Source organism: Phytohabitans flavus (genome assembly GCF_011764545.1).
Lineage (GTDB): Bacteria > Actinomycetota > Actinomycetes > Mycobacteriales > Micromonosporaceae > Phytohabitans > Phytohabitans flavus.
In genome coordinates this window covers 3,491,947-3,508,089 of the sequence record NZ_AP022870.1, presented here as the reverse complement: position 1 = coordinate 3,508,089, position 16,143 = coordinate 3,491,947, and the positions used below count along the sequence as shown (strand labels likewise).

General features: G+C 68.8%; 12 protein-coding genes. 7 read left to right on the top strand and 5 right to left on the bottom strand.

Annotation, left to right across the window (positions count from 1 at the left end; all coding sequences use genetic code 11):
* The first annotated feature begins 179 nt into the window (after window positions 1–179).
* The 5 genes from frc (at window position 180) to Pflav_RS15295 (ending at window position 6,828) form a co-directional block, all read left to right on the top strand.
* The gene (gene frc, locus Pflav_RS15315) at window positions 180–1,439 is read left to right on the top strand and encodes a formyl-CoA transferase (protein WP_197938567.1); all 1,260 of its coding nucleotides are present in this window, start codon (window positions 180–182) and stop codon (window positions 1,437–1,439) included.
* Complete coding sequence (locus tag Pflav_RS15310; protein ID WP_173036775.1) at window positions 1,430–3,598, top strand: acetate--CoA ligase family protein; 2,169 nt, start codon at window positions 1,430–1,432, stop codon at window positions 3,596–3,598. Before frc ends, Pflav_RS15310 begins: the two co-directional genes overlap by 10 nt.
* Window positions 3,599–3,738: 140 nt before the next feature.
* Window positions 3,739–5,256, top strand: a complete 1,518-nt coding sequence (locus Pflav_RS15305; RefSeq protein WP_232071440.1) for an Nramp family divalent metal transporter — start codon at window positions 3,739–3,741, stop codon at window positions 5,254–5,256.
* Window positions 5,253–5,912, top strand: coding sequence for a hypothetical protein (locus tag Pflav_RS15300; RefSeq protein ID WP_197938552.1), 660 nt, complete (start codon window positions 5,253–5,255; stop codon window positions 5,910–5,912). Before Pflav_RS15305 ends, Pflav_RS15300 begins: the two co-directional genes overlap by 4 nt.
* Complete coding sequence (locus Pflav_RS15295) at window positions 5,818–6,828, top strand: TerC family protein (protein ID WP_173036773.1); 1,011 nt, start codon at window positions 5,818–5,820, stop codon at window positions 6,826–6,828. The genes Pflav_RS15300 and Pflav_RS15295 overlap by 95 nt, the downstream gene beginning before the upstream one ends.
* An 80-nt stretch (window positions 6,829–6,908) precedes the next feature.
* Here the strand turns inward: Pflav_RS15295 and Pflav_RS15290 are convergent, their stop codons facing one another.
* The gene (locus Pflav_RS15290) at window positions 6,909–7,121 is read right to left on the bottom strand and encodes a hypothetical protein (protein WP_173036772.1); all 213 of its coding nucleotides are present in this window, start codon (window positions 7,119–7,121) and stop codon (window positions 6,909–6,911) included.
* Window positions 7,122–7,684: 563 nt separating this feature from the next.
* On the opposite strand from Pflav_RS15290, the gene Pflav_RS45575 reads away from it, so the two are divergent.
* Together Pflav_RS45575 and Pflav_RS43610 are read left to right on the top strand one after the other, a co-directional pair.
* The gene (locus Pflav_RS45575; RefSeq protein WP_232071438.1) at window positions 7,685–8,545 is read left to right on the top strand and encodes a thiamine pyrophosphate-binding protein; all 861 of its coding nucleotides are present in this window, start codon (window positions 7,685–7,687) and stop codon (window positions 8,543–8,545) included.
* On the top strand, window positions 8,509–9,411 hold the full coding sequence (locus Pflav_RS43610; protein ID WP_232072681.1) for a thiamine pyrophosphate-binding protein: 903 nt from the start codon (window positions 8,509–8,511) through the stop codon (window positions 9,409–9,411). The genes Pflav_RS45575 and Pflav_RS43610 overlap by 37 nt, the downstream gene beginning before the upstream one ends.
* A 1,399-nt stretch (window positions 9,412–10,810) precedes the next feature.
* Here the strand turns inward: Pflav_RS43610 and Pflav_RS15280 are convergent.
* The 4 genes from Pflav_RS15280 to Pflav_RS15265 form a co-directional block, all read right to left on the bottom strand.
* Window positions 10,811–11,554 (bottom strand): GntR family transcriptional regulator, encoded by a 744-nt coding sequence (locus tag Pflav_RS15280; RefSeq protein ID WP_173036771.1) that lies wholly within the window; start codon window positions 11,552–11,554, stop codon window positions 10,811–10,813.
* A gap of 111 nt (window positions 11,555–11,665) precedes the next feature.
* The gene (gene gcl, locus Pflav_RS15275; RefSeq protein ID WP_173036770.1) at window positions 11,666–13,390 is read right to left on the bottom strand and encodes a glyoxylate carboligase; all 1,725 of its coding nucleotides are present in this window, start codon (window positions 13,388–13,390) and stop codon (window positions 11,666–11,668) included.
* A gap of 4 nt (window positions 13,391–13,394) precedes the next feature.
* Entirely contained in the window at window positions 13,395–14,936 is a 1,542-nt protein-coding gene (locus Pflav_RS15270; RefSeq protein ID WP_173036769.1) for an aldehyde dehydrogenase family protein, read from the bottom strand.
* Window positions 14,937–15,064: 128 nt separating this feature from the next.
* Entirely contained in the window at window positions 15,065–16,066 is a 1,002-nt protein-coding gene (locus Pflav_RS15265; protein WP_173036768.1) for a 2-dehydropantoate 2-reductase, read from the bottom strand.
* Window positions 16,067–16,143: the final 77 nt, after the last annotated feature.

The following is a 16,143-nucleotide window of genomic DNA, read 5'->3' as shown; positions in this document are numbered from 1 at the left end:
TGGCGGACATCAAAAAGCTGGTCCTAGAGGTGCGGCGCGGGGGTGGATCCCGGTCTGCCGGTCCACCGAAAGGCTTCGCGGAAACGTTCCGCTACCCCTAGACACTCCGCTGTTACATGGGCCACGATATTGCCTACCCCATACGGTATGCAATCCCGAAAGCCGCACAGGAGGTGCTCATGGGTAAGGCCCTCGAGGGCGTCCGGGTCCTCGACATGACGCACGTACAGTCCGGTCCCTCGTCCACCCAGATCCTGGCGTGGCTCGGTGCCGACGTCATCAAGCTGGAGGCACCCGGGCAGGGTGACATCACCCGTACCCAGCTGCGCGACGTCCCCGACGTCGACAGCCTGTACTTCACGATGCTCAACGCCAACAAGCGCAGCATCACCCTCAACATGAAGCACGCGCAGGGCAAGGAGGTCTTCACCAGGCTTGTGTCCGGAGTGGACATCCTGGTGGAAAACTTCGGGCCCGGCGTCGTGGAGCGCTTCGGCTTCCCGTGGGAGCGGCTACAGGAAATCAACCCCGGCCTGGTGTACGCCTCCATCAAGGGCTTCGGGCCCGGCCGCTACGCCAACTTCAAGGCCTACGAGGTGATCGCCCAGGCGATGGGCGGCGCGATGAGCACGACCGGGTTCGAGGACGGGCCGCCGACCGCGACCGGCGCCCAGATCGGCGACTCGGGCACCGGTATCCACCTGGTCGCCGGCATCCTGGCCGCGCTCTACCAGCGCACCCAGACCGGACGCGGTCAGCGGGTCCAGGTCGCGATGCAGGACGCGGTCCTCAACCTGTGCCGGGTCAAGCTGCGCGACCAGCAGAGGCTGGCGCACGGCCCGCTGGGGGAGTACCCCAACGAGAGCTTCGGCGCCGAGGTTCCCCGCTCCGGCAACGCGTCCGGCGGCGGGCAGCCCGGCTGGGCGGTCCGCTGCGCACCGGGCGGGCCCAACGACTACATCTACGTGATCATCCAGCCCGTCGGCTGGCAGCCGATCGCCGAGCTCATCGGCCGGCCGGAGCTCGCCGACGACCCGGGGTGGAATACCCCGCAGGTGCGGCTCTCCAAGCTCGACAAGGTGTTCGCCCTCATCGAGGAGTGGACCGAGCAGCACACCAAGCAAGAGGTCATGGAAAAGCTCAACGCGTACAACATCCCTTGTGGACCGATCATGTCCACAAAGGAACTTGTCGAGGACGAGACCCTGGCCGAGCTCGGCTCGGTGGTCGAGGTCGAGCACCCCCAGCGGGGGCGTACAAGACCGTCGGCAACCCGATCAAGCTGTCCGACTCGCACGTCGACGTCGAGCGTTCGCCGCTGCTCGGGGAGCACACCCAGGAGGTGCTCGCCGAGATCGGCTACAGCGATCAGCAGGTTGACGAGTTGCGCGTCGCCGGCGCCATCTGAGTTTCCCAAGGAGACGACGACATGCCATTGACCCAAAGCGGCTACGACCCCGTGACCGTGCGCCGGATTCTCGACGCGGCCACCGCGGACGGACGGAGCTCGCTGACCGCACCGGAAGGCCGGCAGGTGGTGGAGGCCTACGGGATCGCCACGCCGGGCGAAGGGCTGGCCACCACCGCGGGCGAGGCCGTGGCCCTGGCCGAGACGATCGGCCTGCCCGTGGTCCTGAAGATCGTCTCGCCGGACATCCTGCACAAGACGGAGGCCGGCGGTGTGCTGGTGGGGCTGACGACCGCTGCGGAGGTGGCCGCCGGCTTCGACACCGTCATCGCCAACGCGCGGGCCCACCGCGCGGATGCCAGGATCGTCGGGGTGCAGGTGCAGCAACAGCTCACCACCGGCCACGAGGTGATCGTGGGTACGGTCACCGACGAGACGTTTGGCAAGGTGGTCGCCTTCGGCCTCGGCGGCGTACTCGTCGAGGTGCTCAAGGACGTCACGTTCCGGCTGGCACCGACCGAGACCGCCACCGCCCTGTCGATGATCGACGGGATCGCCTCGGCCGAGATCCTGCGTGGCGTCCGGGGCGCCGAGCCGGCCAGCCGGGAGGCCCTGGCCGACCTGATCGTCCGCCTCTCCCACCTGGTCACCGACTTCCCGGAGCTGGTCGAGGTCGACCTCAACCCGGTGCTGGCCACCTCGACCGGCGCGACCGCGGTGGACGTCCGGATCCTGGTCGACCCGGCCGCCTCGGAGGACCCGTTTCGCTACACCGACGAGGAGATCCTGGCCAGCATGAATCGGATCATGCGGCCGGAGTCGATCGCGGTGATCGGCGCCTCCGCCGAGACCGGCAAGATCGGCAACTCGGTGATGAGAAACCTGGTGAACGGCGGCTACCAGGGGGAGATCTACCCCATCAACCCCAAGGCCACCGAGATCCTGGACCGCAAGGCGTTCAAGAGCATCAGCGACGTCCCCGGCCCGGTCGACGTCGCGGTCTTCGCGATACCGGCCAAGTTCGTCCCGCAGGCGCTGGCCGAGGTCGGTGCGAAAGGGGCGGCCGGAGCGATCCTGATCCCGTCGGGCTTCGGCGAGACCGGCAACCACGAGCTACAGGCCGAGGTGGTCGCGATCGCCCGCGAGCACGGGGTACGCATCCTCGGTCCGAACATCTACGGCTACTACTACACGCCGGAGAGCCTCTCCGCGACCTTCTGCACGCCGTACGACGTCAAGGGCGGGGTGGCGCTCTCCTCGCAGAGTGGCGGTATCGGGATGGCCATCCTCGGCTTCAGCCGGTCCGCGCGGATGGGCGTCTCGGCGATCGTCGGCGTGGGCAACAAGGCTGACATCGACGAGGACGACCTGCTCACGTTCTTCGAGAGCGACCCGAACACCCAGCTCATCGCGATGCACCTGGAAGATTTGAAGGACGGCCGATCGTTCGCCCAGACCGCCAAGCGGGTGTCGGTCACGAAGCCGGTCCTGGTGCTCAAGGCCGGTCGCACCGACCAGGGGGCCAAGGCGGCCAGCTCGCACACCGGCGCGCTCGCCGGCAACGACAAGGTCTACGACGACATCCTGCGGGAAAGCGGCGTGATCCGCGCGCCGGGCCTGAACGACCTGCTCGAGTACGCCCGGGGCATCCCGCTGCTGCCCACCCCACAGGGCGAGAACGTCGTCATCATCACCGGCGCCGGCGGGTCGGGCGTGCTGCTCTCGGACGCGTGCGTGGACAACCAGCTGACCCTCATGGAGATCCCGCCAGACCTCGACGAGGCGTTCCGCACGTTCATCCCGCCGTTCGGCGCGGCCGGCAACCCGGTGGACATCACCGGCGGCGAACCGCCGTCGACATACCGCAACACCATCGCGCTCGGCCTCTCCGACCCGCGCATCCACTCGCTGATCCTCGGCTACTGGCACACCATCGTCACACCGCCGATGGTCTTCGCCGAACTGGTGGTCGACGTCGTCGAAGAGTTCCGGAGAAAGGGCATCCACAAGCCCGTCGTCGCCTCGCTCGCCGGCGACGTCGAGGTCGAGGAGGCCAGCGAACACCTGTACGGGCACGGGATCGTCGCCTATCCGTACACCACGGAGAAGCCGGTCGCGGTGCTCGGTGCGAAGTACCGGTGGGCCCGGTCCGCCGGGTTGCTCGGCGACGGCACGACGGACGGCCGCTGAGCGTGCGCAACCAGGCCACCACGGGCCACTGGAGCGGCGACTAGGGGATACGAGCCGCTCCCGCTCCAGGGGTCGAAAGGACACATCGCCGGATCCGGAACCGCCCGCCCGGTGCCCCAATGGTCCTGAGGAGGTCCAGAGTGGACGCTTCGAACACCTCTACCCCGAGCCAACAAACAGCAAGCGCACCAACCGGCGCCGGCACCGGCGTCACTAGCGACGAGCGGGTATGGCGGGCCGGAAAGCTCGAACCGATGCCGATCCGGCCACTGCCCAAGGCTCCGCCGTCGATCCACCTGCTCGGCCCGACCGTGTTCCTCGTCGCCCTCGGCGTGGGCATGGGCGAGGCGTACATGTGGCCACGCCTGGTCCTGGTCTTCGGGCCGGAGATCCGCTGGCTGTTCCTGATCGGCGTGACGCTCCAGGCGTTCGTGATGCTGGAGATGGCCCGGTATGCGATGGCGACTGGGGAGAGCATCTTCTTCGGCGCCGCCCGGGTGTTCAAACCGTTGATGTGGTTCTTCTTCAGCGTGGCGATCCTGGTCTATATCTGGCCGGGGCACCTATCCACCGGTGCCGCCGCGTTCGAGGAGGTCACCGGGATACCCTGGACCGTCACCGCCTGTGTCGGTCTGATCCTGGTCGGCGTCGTGTTCAGCCTGGCGAAGGTGATCTATCCCCTCCTGGAAAGCCTGCTCGGCCTGCTGATCGGTGTGCTCGTCGTCGGCACCTCGGTGGTCGCCTCGATCGTGGGGCAGTGGAGCGACGTCACCAGCACGCTCGCCGGCATGTTCCACTTCGGCTACCTGCCCGACGAGGCCATGTCGGCGACCTGGTTCCCGGTCCTGGTCGGGGCCATCGCGTTCGCCGGCCCGTCCGGCATGCAGCAGATGTGGTACACGCTGCACCTGCGGGACTCCGGCGCCGGCATGGGCGCGCACATCCCCAAGATCCGCGGCCTGCGGCACGCCGGCGAGCAGGAGGCCATGCCTTCGCGTGGCTTCATGTTCGACACCTCGGACCCGGAGGAGATGAAGAAGTGGAAGGGCTGGCGGCGGTGGGTGACCTTCGACGCCGTGCTGCTCTTCTGGGGCATCACGATGCTGGTGACCGTCTCGTTCACCGTGCTCGCCCAGACCGCCGCGCGGGAGAACCCCAACGTCGGCGAGGTGATCCGCGGTGGTGACCGGGAGGCGTCGCTGACCGCGATGGCGGACGCCTTCGCCTCGGCCGGCGCGCCGGTCCTGCACGGGGTCTTCCTCGGCTTCATCGCGCTGATCGGCCTGAACGCCACCCTGGGCCTGTTCGACTCGTTCTCCCGGGGCCAGGCCGACATGACCTACCACTTCGTGCCCGGTGCGAAGCGGTTCAGCGTGTCGAAGCTCTACGCCGGCTTCCTCTGGGGGGTCATCACGTTCGGCATCCTGATCCTGAACTTCGGCCCTGCCGACGGTCCGGGCGCGATCCTGGACGTGCTGGCGTTCCTGTCCACGTTCGCGATGGGCGCGTACTGCATCGTGTTGTTGCTGGTGAACAACCGGATGCTGCCGAAACCCATCCGTCCGGGCATCGTGCAGAACCTGGTGATCGGCTTCGGTGCCGTGTTCTACCTCGGCATGCTGATCTACAGCCTGTTCAGGTTCGGCGTGGTCATATGACCGGCAACCGCTTGCGGCGGTCCGGCGAGCTCGCCCTGCCGGGTGCCGGCATCGGGCTGCTCGCCGGGCTGGCGGCCCTCGGACTGGCCCTCCTCGCGGGCCAGCCCGTCGGCTGGTCGGTCGCCGCCGGTATGGCGCTCGGCCTGCCGCTGGCGCTTATCGGCGGCGGGTTCGGGCTGCTCCAGGCCGGCGGCGTCGTCTCGCCGGGCGTGTTCGCCCCGGCGGCGCTCTACTGGCTCGTGGGGTTCCCCGTCGCCCGGCTGCTACAAGAGGTGCTGATCGGTCCGCTCACCGGCAGCGCGCCGGCGCTGCCGCCGGACGTGCTCGGGTTCCTCGCCTACCAGGCAATCGTCAGCCTCGGCTTCGCGATCGGGTTCAGCTGGCTGCACGAGCGGATCGCGCCGGGCTGGCTGCGGCGGATCCGGCACCGCAACCCGGGGCTGAGCGCCTGTACTCCTTCTATCTGCGCCACGCCGAGGCCCAGTGGCGGGCTCGGGAAGCCCGCCGGCGCGCCCGTGCCGAGACGGGCCGCCGGTCCCTACTCCGTTCCAAGGGAGAGTCATGAGCTTGCCGGTCTGGGTATGGGCCATAACGATCGTCGTTTTCCTCGTGATGATCGCCTTCGACTTCTATCTGGTAGCCCGGAACCCTCGTGACCCGTCCATGCGCGAGTGCGTGGCCTGGGTGAGCTTCTACGTGCTGGCCGCGGTCGCCTTCGGGCTCGTCGTGATGGCGACCGCCGGCACGTCGTACGGCGGACAGTTCTTCGCCGGCTGGCTCACCGAGTACTCGCTCAGCGTCGACAACCTGTTCGTCTTCGTCATCATCATGAGCCGGTTCGCGGTGCCGTTGCGGTACCGGCAGAAGGTCCTGCTCATCGGCATCGTCCTGGCACTGCTCATGCGAGGGCTCTTCATCGCGGCGGGCGCCCAGGCCATCACCCGGTTCGACTGGTTGTTCTACATCTTCGGCGCCTTCCTGGTCTACACCGCGGTCAAGCTGGTCGGGCCGCAGCAGGAGGACGAGTTCTCGGAGAACGTGGCGTTGCGTACGGCACGGCGGATCCTGCCCACCACCGAGACGTACCGCGGCTCCTCGGTGTTCGCCCGGGTCGACGGCCGGTTGATGGTCACGCCGATGCTGATCGTCATGGTCGCCATCGGGACCACCGACCTGCTCTTCGCGCTCGACTCGATCCCGGCGATCTTCGGTCTCACCCAGGAGCCGTACCTGGTCTTCACCGCGAACACGTTCGCGCTGATGGGGTTGCGGCAGCTCTACTTCCTGATCGGTGGGCTGCTCGACCGGCTCGTGTACCTCAGCAAGGGCCTGGCGCTCATCCTGGCCTTCATCGGCGTCAAGCTCGTGCTGGAAGCGCTGCACCACGACGGGGTGCACTGGGCGCCGGAGGTGCCGATCTCCGTCTCGCTCGGGGTCATCGTCGGCACGTTGGCCGTCACCACGGTCGCCAGCCTGGTGAAGTCGCGCCGGGATGAGCGGCGTCTGGCCGGTGCGGCACCGGGGGAGGCGGCTGAGGCCGAGCCCGTAGTCGCCGACCGGGACGCGCGCTGAACGGCGTGTGTCGTGTCCCCGCCGCCGTCGCCGTGTTGTCCTCGCGGGCACCCGCCCAAAGGACAACACGGCGATGCCGGTCAGGTCTTGGCCAGGTCATCCTCCGCGGAGGAGGAGCCCTGGAGGAACCGCTCGATGTCCGCGTCGGTGGGCCGGGCGGCCCGGCGCTCGGCCTCCAGCGCGGCCGCCAGGCCGAGCCCGAGGGAGCGGCCGTCCGCGGCGAATCCGGCGGGCAGCGCCAGCCGGTCGGAGAGCCGGTCGAGGGAACGCGCGAGCGTTCGCCACGTGTTCATGACATCACCCCTGATCATTGAAACTCCCGGGAAACGGCGCTTCCCGGGACCGTGCGCACCGGTCGCCGGCCCTTTGGCCGTCGTGCCGGTGGTCCGGCAGGACACCCGGGGGTGCCTGGTAGGGCCGGGCACCCCGGGTCGCCGGATCGGTCGTGGACGTCGTCGCCGGTGTCGGCAGCTGGCGGGTCGGCGGCCGCGACGCTGCGAGCCGACGTGGTGTCGGTGGTCCGGGCGGTCCACTGTGGCGGGCTACCCGACTCCATGGCACCACAAACCTGTTTCGTAGGTGTCTCGTACCGGCAAACTCGGTCTCTGACTACCGGACTCAGGATACGGCATCCGGTATACAAAAAACAATCTAGTGACCAACGCCACGCCTGTCAGGCAGCCTGCCTGGCGGGAAAATGACCAGCCCCTCTAGACACCTCGCTGTCGTAGGGGCGACGATTGTTGCCTACCCCATACGGTATGCAATACGCGGGGTTTCCCGCCCACATCGCCGGTCCCTCGTCAGAGCGGAGCCGACAGGGGTCACCGGCGGCGACGAAAGGGAGTTGAGAGCAATGGTGCAGACCGCGACCGAGGCCGTCGTGGACCCGATCCTGCAGGAGCCGAGCCGTGACCCGGAGCGTGTCTCCGGCGGGCACCTGGTCGCAAAGGCCCTCAAGGCCGAAGGTGTCGACGTCATCTTCACGCTCTGCGGCGGGCACATCATCGACATCTACGACGGTTGCGTCGACGAGGGCATCGCCGTGGTGGACGTCCGGCACGAGCAGGTCGCGGCGCACGCGGCCGATGGGTACGCGCGGGTCACCGGCAAGCCCGGCTGCGCGGTGGTCACCGCCGGCCCGGGCACCACCGACGCGGTGACCGGCGTGGCAAACGCCTTCCGGGCGGAGAGCCCGATGCTGCTGATCGGTGGGCAGGGCGCGCTCAGCCAGCACAAGATGGGCTCGCTACAGGACCTGCCACACGTGGACATGATGACGCCGATCACCAAGTTCGCCGCCACGGTGCCACACACCACCCGGGCCGCCGACATGGTGTCGATGGCGTTCCGCGAGTGCTACAACGGCGCTCCGGGGCCGTCCTTCCTGGAGATTCCGCGCGATGTCCTGGACGCCGAGGTCAACCTCGCCGACGCGACGATTCCGGAGCCCGGCCGCTACCGGACCTCGACCAAGAGCATCGGCGACCCGGCCGCCATCGAGAAGCTGGCCGACCTCCTGGTCCGGTCCGAGAAGCCGGCCGTGCTGCTCGGCACCCAGGTGTGGACGGGCCGGGGCTCCCAGGCGGCCATCGACTTCGTCCGCGGGCTCGACATCCCGGCGTTCATGAACGGCGCGGCCCGCGGCACGCTGCCGCCCGGCGACCCCACCACTTCCACCTGTCCCGCCGCTACGCGTTCAACAACGCCGACCTGATCATCATCGTCGGCACGCCGTTCGACTTCCGCATGGGCTACGGTCGCCGGCTGCCGAAGTCCGCGACAGTGGTCCAGATCGACATGGACTACCGCACCGTCGGCAAGAACCGCGACATCGACCTCGGCCTGGTCGGCGACCCGGGCGCGATCCTGGCGGCCGTCGCGCAGGCCGCCTCGGGCCGGATCGACAACGGTGCGCAGCGGCGCCGGCCGTGGTTCGAGGAGCTGCGCGCACAGGAGACCACCGCCTACGAGAAGCGGCTGCCCCGGCAGCTCTCGGACGCCAGCCCGATCCATCCGTTGCGGCTGGCCCACGAGATCAACGAGTTCCTCACCGAGGACTCGATCTACATCGGGGACGGCGGCGACGTGGTGACCTTCTCCGGCGGCGTGGTGCAGCCGAAGGCACCCGGACACTGGATGGACCCGGGCCCGCTCGGCACGCTCGGCGTCGGCGTGCCGTTCGCCATCGCGGCCAAGTACGCGCGTCCCGACAAGGAGATCGTCTGCCTCTTCGGCGACGGCGCGTTCAGCCTCACCGGGTGGGACTTCGAGACCATGGTGCGGTTCAACCTGCCGTTCGTCGGCGTGGTCGGCAACAACTCCTCGATGAACCAGATCCGGTACGGCCAGATGGCCAAGTACGGCGAAGCCCGCGGCCGGGTCGGCAACACCCTCGGCGACGTGCGCTACTCCGAGTTCGCCAAGATGCTCGGCGGCTACGGCGAGGAGGTGCGCGACCCGGCCGACATCGCTCCGGCACTGCGCCGGGCCCGCGAGTCGGGGCTACCGTCCCTGATCAACGTCTGGATCGACCCGGACGCGTACGCCCCCGGCACGATGAACCAGACCATGTACAAGTAACGCCGCCTTCGCGGGCAGGCGGCGTCCGGCGGTGCCGGGCGGAAGGTCGCACACCGGTCTTGAGCGAGCGGCCTTCCGTCCTGCGCCGCCGGACGCCGTCTGACGATCTTCGGGGTCGGGGTGATCGGGTCCGCCCGCAATGGCGGCTGCGAGCCCATCGCCTAATGAAGATTTGGGCTACCGCGACGTCCGCGGTGGTCCGGACCGCTGCTCCCGCGGCCTCACCCTCCGCGGTTCACGACCAAACCCGGGGCCGGCACGGCCGGCGGTGAGCAGCGGCCCCCGGCGCGCGCGATGCATAGAGCCGGCGGCGAATCTTGACCGCCTGCTTTCCCTTGATCGGTGGGCGCTCCGCTCGTCCGTGGCGAAAAATTGCCCCTGGAGAGGTAATTCCTCGCCACAATCGCAGCGCCACACCGTGCTGCTTGCATCGATCAAGGAAATCCACGACCGTCGGCCTTGATCGGCCGCCTTTGTGTGGAGGGTTCGATCCCGGCAACGCGGATCCGGAGCTCCCAGCCCTCGACCGCCCCGACCCCGAGATCTCGGTAGAGAGCTCGCGGAGTCAGGGTGGCCTCGACCTAGTGTTCCGGATAGAGCTCCAGATTCAACGAATTTGTGCTAACGCGGCGTCCGTCGTGGTTCAGACCCAATGCCGCTCAGCTTAAGTCGATCATGAAGTCAGGCCATCCTGGGCCGCCCTGACACGCCCAAGGACCCGCCCGTGCCCGGCACTCCGGCGCGGCCTCAGAGAATGCCCAGGTCATCGCCTTGACCACTTCAGGCTGAGTGGCAGGGTCAAGACCGCCGGCTCCCGCGGCCACCCTCCGCGGTTCCACAACCCCTCGGCTGGCATCGCCGGCGGTGAGTGCCCCGACCCCACCCATGCGCGTACCGATCAGAGCCGGTCGAATCGTGAGCGCTCGACCGGCGCCGCACCTCGACGCTATCCAGCAGATCGTGGTATCTAGCTGCTCCTATAGCGACAGCTAAATACCACGATCACTGGCGTGCTCCGACTGGCATGCGGACAAACGAGCTAAAGCGCCCAACCCGACGTGCCGCTGTGGCGAAGCCTGCGAGATCTAGGCGACTTCCTGTCGTCCTGACGGCAGAAAGTCGACTAGATTCAGAGTTTCCGCCGGGAGGGCGCAGACTCGGCGCCGGAAACCATTCCGGGGAAAGTCATGGTCGCTATGGCAGCAACAGATTTCCCCAAAGCCCGACCGGCCCCTCAACGACCCGACCCAACCCGGCGCTCCGCGCAGCCCCGCAGAACGCCAAAGTCATCGCCTTGACCAAACTCGGCTGAGTGACATTGGGTCCAGACCGCTGCTCCCGCGCGGGAGCATACGGTCTGCGACGCGGACGGCGGAAAAATACCCTGAGCCTGGACGGCCTAGCTGCCTGAGGCTTCCATGCGCCGCTTGTGGTAGCTGTCTCGGGTGCGCTCGGTGTGGCGGCGCATCAGGTCGGCGGCGCGCCGGCCGTTTCGGCTGGCGATCACCTCGATCAGTGCGGCGTGCTCGTCCCAGGCCTCGCGGCCGCGGGACTTGGCGATGGGCGCGTAGTACCAGCGCACCCGGCGGTCCACCAGCGCGATCAGCTCGGCGAGGACCTTGTTGCCGGACATCGACACCACGTACGCGTGCAGGGCGGCGTTCGCCGCGACCAAGCCATCTTGGTCGTCGTCGCTCAGTGCCTTCTCGCCGGCGCTCTGGAGCTCCCAGAGCCGGCTGACCTGCTCCGGGGTGGCCTGCTTGGCCGCCAGCCTTGCCGACTCGGTCTCCAGCAGGCTGCGGGTGGCGAGCAGTTGGTCCGCCTCCTCCTCGGTGGGCACGTGCACGAAGGCGCCGAGCGCGGGGCGTAGGTCGACCCAGCCCTCGCTCTGCAACCGCTGTAGGGCCTCCCGGACGGGCTGGCGACTGACACCGAGCTGGGCCGCGAGCTCGTTTTCGACGAGGTGCTCGCCGGGGCGCAGCTCGCGGCTGATGATCATTTCGGCGATGACGTCATACACCGCTTGACGCAGTGGCGCGGGCCGCTCCAGCGGCTGTCGCGCGGCCCGGGCGCCGCCGCGCGGGATGGCACTGCGCCGCCCTCCGCCGGCGGCCGGCGGGCTCGAGCCCTCCTGATCGGTCATCGACTACCTCCGGCTGCGATTGCTCGGCCGGGCGCTGTCGCGCCCGACCGGTTTTTAGCATACAGTCGCCCACATTCAATATGTCTCAGGAGCTGGACGGGCGCGTTCCAGTCAGGCTGCGGCGCCATTTCCGGGTTCGATCTCCGGTACCGGCTCGAACTCCTTGACCTGAGCGATGGAAAGGCCGTGCGCGGTATTCGCCTCGCGCTCGATCATGACCTCGACCAGCACCGGGCGGCTCGTCCGCTTCGACTCCTTGCTGGCCCAGGCGAGCGCGTCGGCGATCTCTGTCGGTCGGGTCACCCGGCGGCCGGAGCAGCCGTACGCCTCCATGACCTTCACATTGTCGGTGCCGTACTCGTCGTAGTGGATGTCCACCTCGTAGTTCATGCCGTAGGGGATCTCGGCCTGCCGGATGAGGCCGAGATACTCGTTGTTCAACATGACGAGTACGAAGGGGATGTTGTACTGCGCGGCGACCGCGAGCTCCTCGACCAGAAACTGGAACGAGTAGTCGCCGACCACGCCGACCACCTCGGCGTCGGGCTTGGCGGACTTGACGCCGATCGCCGCCGGGATCTCCCAGCCGAGCGGACCGGCCTGCCCGCAGACCTGGTAGTGCCGCGGCTTGAAGACCTTCTGGAACTGCCCGGACCAGATCTGGTAGAGGCCGATCGCGGTGACGAAGTAGGTATCCGGTCCGAAGAACTCGTTGATCTCGCGGAATACGCGGGGCGCCTTGATCGGTACCGCGTCGAAGTCGTCCCTGCGGCCGAGCGTCCCGCGTAGCGTGCGGACCCGGGAGACCCACCCCGTACGGTCCCGGTGCGTGTCGCGCCGCCGCACCGCGTCGAGCAGGGCCGCCAGGAACGCCCTGGTGTCCGACACCACGCCGAGGTCGGGGCCGAAGACCTTGCCGATCTGGGTGGGCTCGATGTCGACGTGGATGAACTTCCGGTCGCCGCGGTACGTCTCCAGGTCGCCGGTGTGCCGGTCGCCGAAGCGGGCACCGAGCGCGAGCACCAGGTCGGACTCCAGGAACGAGGCGTTGCCCCAGCGCTGGGTGGTCTGGATGCCGGTCATGCCGGCGAACAGGTCGTGGTCCTCGGGCAGCGCGCCCTTGCCCATCAGCGTCACCTGGACCGGGACGTCCAGCGTTTCGGCGACCTCCCGCAGCAGGTCGGTCGCCTCGCCGAGGATGACCCCGCCGCCGGCCAGGATCAGCGGACGCTCGGCGGCCAGCAGCATGTCGAGAGCGCGCTCCACCCGTGCCGGATGTGGCTCGACCGTGGGTACCGGCAGCGGGGCGTCGATGCTCGCGTCCCACTCGATGTCCTGGCGTTGGACGTCCAGCGGCAGGTCGACGAGGACCGGCCCCGGCCGCCCCGAGCGGGCGATCCGGAACGCCTCCCGGAAGATCCACGGTGCCTGCGCCGCCTCCTTGACCTGGACGGCCCACTTGGTGACCGGCTTGGCGATCGAGACGATGTCGACCGCCTGGAACGCCTCCTGGTGCAGCTTGGCGGTCGGCGCCTGACCCGTGATGCAGACCATCGGGATGGAGTCCGCCTGCGCGGTGTAGAGCCCGGTGATCATGTTGGTGCCGGCCGGTCCGGACGTGCCGATGGCCACCCCGACCCGCCCGTTGGTACGGGCCCAGCCATCGGCCATATGGGTAGCGCCTTCCTCGTGGCGCACGATCAGGTGCTTGATGTCGCTGCGCCGCAGCGCTGCGTACAGCGGCAGGATGGCCGCGCCGGGACAGCCGAACGCGATGTCCACACCCTCCGACGCGAGCACCGAGACCACCGCGTCCATGCAGGGGATCCTGGCCATGGTTTCAGACCTCCGGGTAGTGGGTGTGTGTCGGGAAGTTCCCGTACCGGCGTTCGCCGGCCGGGCCTTCGGTAACCGCGTGCACCAGCAGCGAGCCGCCGACGAAGTCGCCCCGCCACGAGGCGCCGCGTCCGCCGAACACCTCCTGCCGGTCGCCCCGGGACCGGGGGCGGTTGATGCCCACCTTGAACGCCTGAAGCTCGCCGCTGAGCCGCTGCGCGGTCGCCTCGTCGTCGCAGGCGAGCGAGGCGACAAGCGCGCCGTTGCTGGCGTTCATCGCGGCGAGCAGCTCGGCCTCGGTGTCGACCAGCACGATCGTGTCGACAGGTCCGAACGGCTCCGCGTGGAACAGCGGTGACGAAGGGGGCGGGGCCAGGATCGCCACCGGGGCCAGGTAGGCCGACCGGTCCTGGCCGGGCAGGAAACGGCCGTCGTCGAGCGAGCCGCGATAGAGGGGTACGCCGCCCTTGGCGATCGCCGTGTCCACCGCGTCGGTCAGCTCCTTGACCTTGGCGTCCTTGATCAGCGGGCCGAAGTCGAGGTCCGGGAAGCCGTCCTGCCCCGGCTCGACGGCGAGCGGGTGCCCGAACCGGACGTCGCGGACCGCCGGCAGGTACGCGGCCAGGAACTCGTCGAAGAGCGAGCGCTGGACCACATAGCGCGGGTACGCCGTGCAGCGCTGCTTGGCGTACTCGAAGGACTTGCGGACGTTGCCGCCCAGCGTGGTCCAGTCGCTGAACTCCCAGACTCCCCAGCAGTTCAGCCCTTCCTGCTCAAGCACGTGCCGCTTGTCCGAGTCGACCAGCCCGGCAGCGACCTGGCTGCCGACGCTGCGCCCGCCGACGAAGAACACGCAGCTGATCTCCGGGGCGGCGACCAGCACCGAGGAGAGCTCCGCGCCGCCGCCGCTGAGCAGGGTCAACGGCAGGTCGTGCCGGGCGGCGAGGGCGGTGGCCAGGGTCAGGCAGCTCACCCCGCCGTCGGTCGGCGCCTTAGCGATGACCGCGTTGCCGGCCAGTGCCTGCACCAGCATGGCGTGCATGATGACGCTCATCGGGTAGTTCCAGCTGGAGATGTTGCTGATCGGGCCGGGCAGCGGCGGCCGGCCGGCCACCATGGAGTCGATCTCCTCGACGTACCACCGCACGCCGTCGATACAGCGGTCCACGTCGGCGGTGGCCAGCCGCCACGGCTTGCCGATCTCCCAGACCAGCAGCAGGGCCAGCAGGTCGCGGTGCTCGCGCAGCGCGTCGAGCGCCGCCGTGACCCGGGCCTTGCGCTCCGCCAGCGGTACCGCCACCCACCCTCTGTGGGCTTCGGTGGCGGCCCGCGTGGCGGCGGTGGCGGTAGCCGCGGTCACCTGCGGCGGGCCGGCGATTGCCGTCCCGTCCACCGGTGAGGTCGCCGGGATCGGCGCGCCGTCCCGCCGCCATTGCCCACCCCAGTAGTTGAGCAGGCGGTCGTCGTGAAAAGCCTCGGGCGCCGCCTCGCGGCAGCGGGCGTAGACCTCGTCCCAGGCGGTGCCGGGTTTACGAATCAGGGACACGGGAGCCTCCAGAGCGTCAATGTGAGGCGGGGCTGGCCGGCAGCGGCGTCCGACCAGATGAGTTGCGGAAATAGAGGTACGCGGCGGACGCTCTGGCCTCCGCCGCCAAGCTGCTTCGACTGCCGGAGCTAGGCCGCCCGAACCGTTGGGCCGGCGCTCTGCGTCGCCATCGTCCTGGCGAGCAGGTCCGTCGCGGCGTAGACGGTGCGCAGGGTCGGTGCCGCTGTGCCGGTGATGTCGGCCATCTCCACCACGGCCGCCACCACGGCGTCGAGCTCCATCTCCTTGCCCGCCTCGAGATCCTGCAACATCGAGGTCTTGTGGTGGCCCACCCGCCGGGCGCCGTCGATCCGCTTGCCGATCGAGATCCCCGGCGTACTGCCGACCCGCGTGGCGATGTCGAGCGTCTCCTCCATCATCAGCTCGACCATCCGGCGGGTCCCGGGGTACTCACAGATCTCGACCAGGGTGGCCCGGGTGAGGGCACTGATCGGGTTGAGCGAGACGTTGCCCATCAGTTTGATCCAGATGTCGTCGCGCAGCCGCGCTTCGACCGGACACTTCAGGCCGCCGGCGACCATCGCCTCGCTGAACCGCAGGCAGCGCTGGGACACCGATCCGTCGGGCTCGCCGATGGAGAAGCGGGTCCCCTCCAGGTGCCGGATCACCCCCGGTGACTCGATGACCGTCGCCGAATACACCACGCAGCCGATGGCCCGCTCCGGCGCCATCACCGCCGACGTCTGGCCAGCCGGGTCGACCGCCTCGATCCGCTGGCCCTCGTACGGACCGGGCAGCTTGTGGAAATACCACCACGGAATGCCGTTCTGGCCGGCCACGAGCGCGGTCTCCGGGCCGAGCAGGGGAGCGAGCAGCGGTCCGGCCGACGGGTAGGAATGTGCCTTGAGACCGAGGAACACGTAGTCCACCGGCCCGATCTCGGTCGGGTCGTCGGTGGCATGCGGGTGTGCGGTGAAGTCACCACGAGGGCTGATCACCCGCACCCCGTTGGCCCGCAGCGCGGCGAGGTGTGCCCCGCGGGCGATCAGATGCACGTCCACTCCGGCGCGGCATAGGGACGCGCCGACATACGCGCCGATGGCGCCGGCTCCGAGCACTGCAACTCGCACGGGCCGCTCCCTTCTCGCAGTGGGCGAGGTGTATGCGTTATGGGGAGTACAGTATGCAATACGATATTGAGGCTGAC

What these genes read in the sequence shown, in the direction of transcription:
- Pflav_RS45575 (WP_232071438.1), top strand. Translation starts at nt 7,685, where the DNA reads ATGGTGCAGACCGCGACCGAGGCCGTCGTGGACCCGATCCTGCAGGAG.
- gcl (WP_173036770.1), bottom strand. Translation starts at nt 13,390, where the DNA reads ATGGCCAGGATCCCCTGCATGGACGCGGTGGTCTCGGTGCTCGCGTCG.
- Pflav_RS15300 (WP_197938552.1), top strand. Translation starts at nt 5,253, where the DNA reads ATGACCGGCAACCGCTTGCGGCGGTCCGGCGAGCTCGCCCTGCCGGGT.
- frc (WP_197938567.1), top strand. Translation starts at nt 180, where the DNA reads ATGGGTAAGGCCCTCGAGGGCGTCCGGGTCCTCGACATGACGCACGTA.
- Pflav_RS15290 (WP_173036772.1), bottom strand. Translation starts at nt 7,121, where the DNA reads ATGAACACGTGGCGAACGCTCGCGCGTTCCCTCGACCGGCTCTCCGAC.
- Pflav_RS15310 (WP_173036775.1), top strand. Translation starts at nt 1,430, where the DNA reads ATGCCATTGACCCAAAGCGGCTACGACCCCGTGACCGTGCGCCGGATT.
- Pflav_RS15280 (WP_173036771.1), bottom strand. Translation starts at nt 11,554, where the DNA reads ATGACCGATCAGGAGGGCTCGAGCCCGCCGGCCGCCGGCGGAGGGCGG.
- Pflav_RS15295 (WP_173036773.1), top strand. Translation starts at nt 5,818, where the DNA reads ATGAGCTTGCCGGTCTGGGTATGGGCCATAACGATCGTCGTTTTCCTC.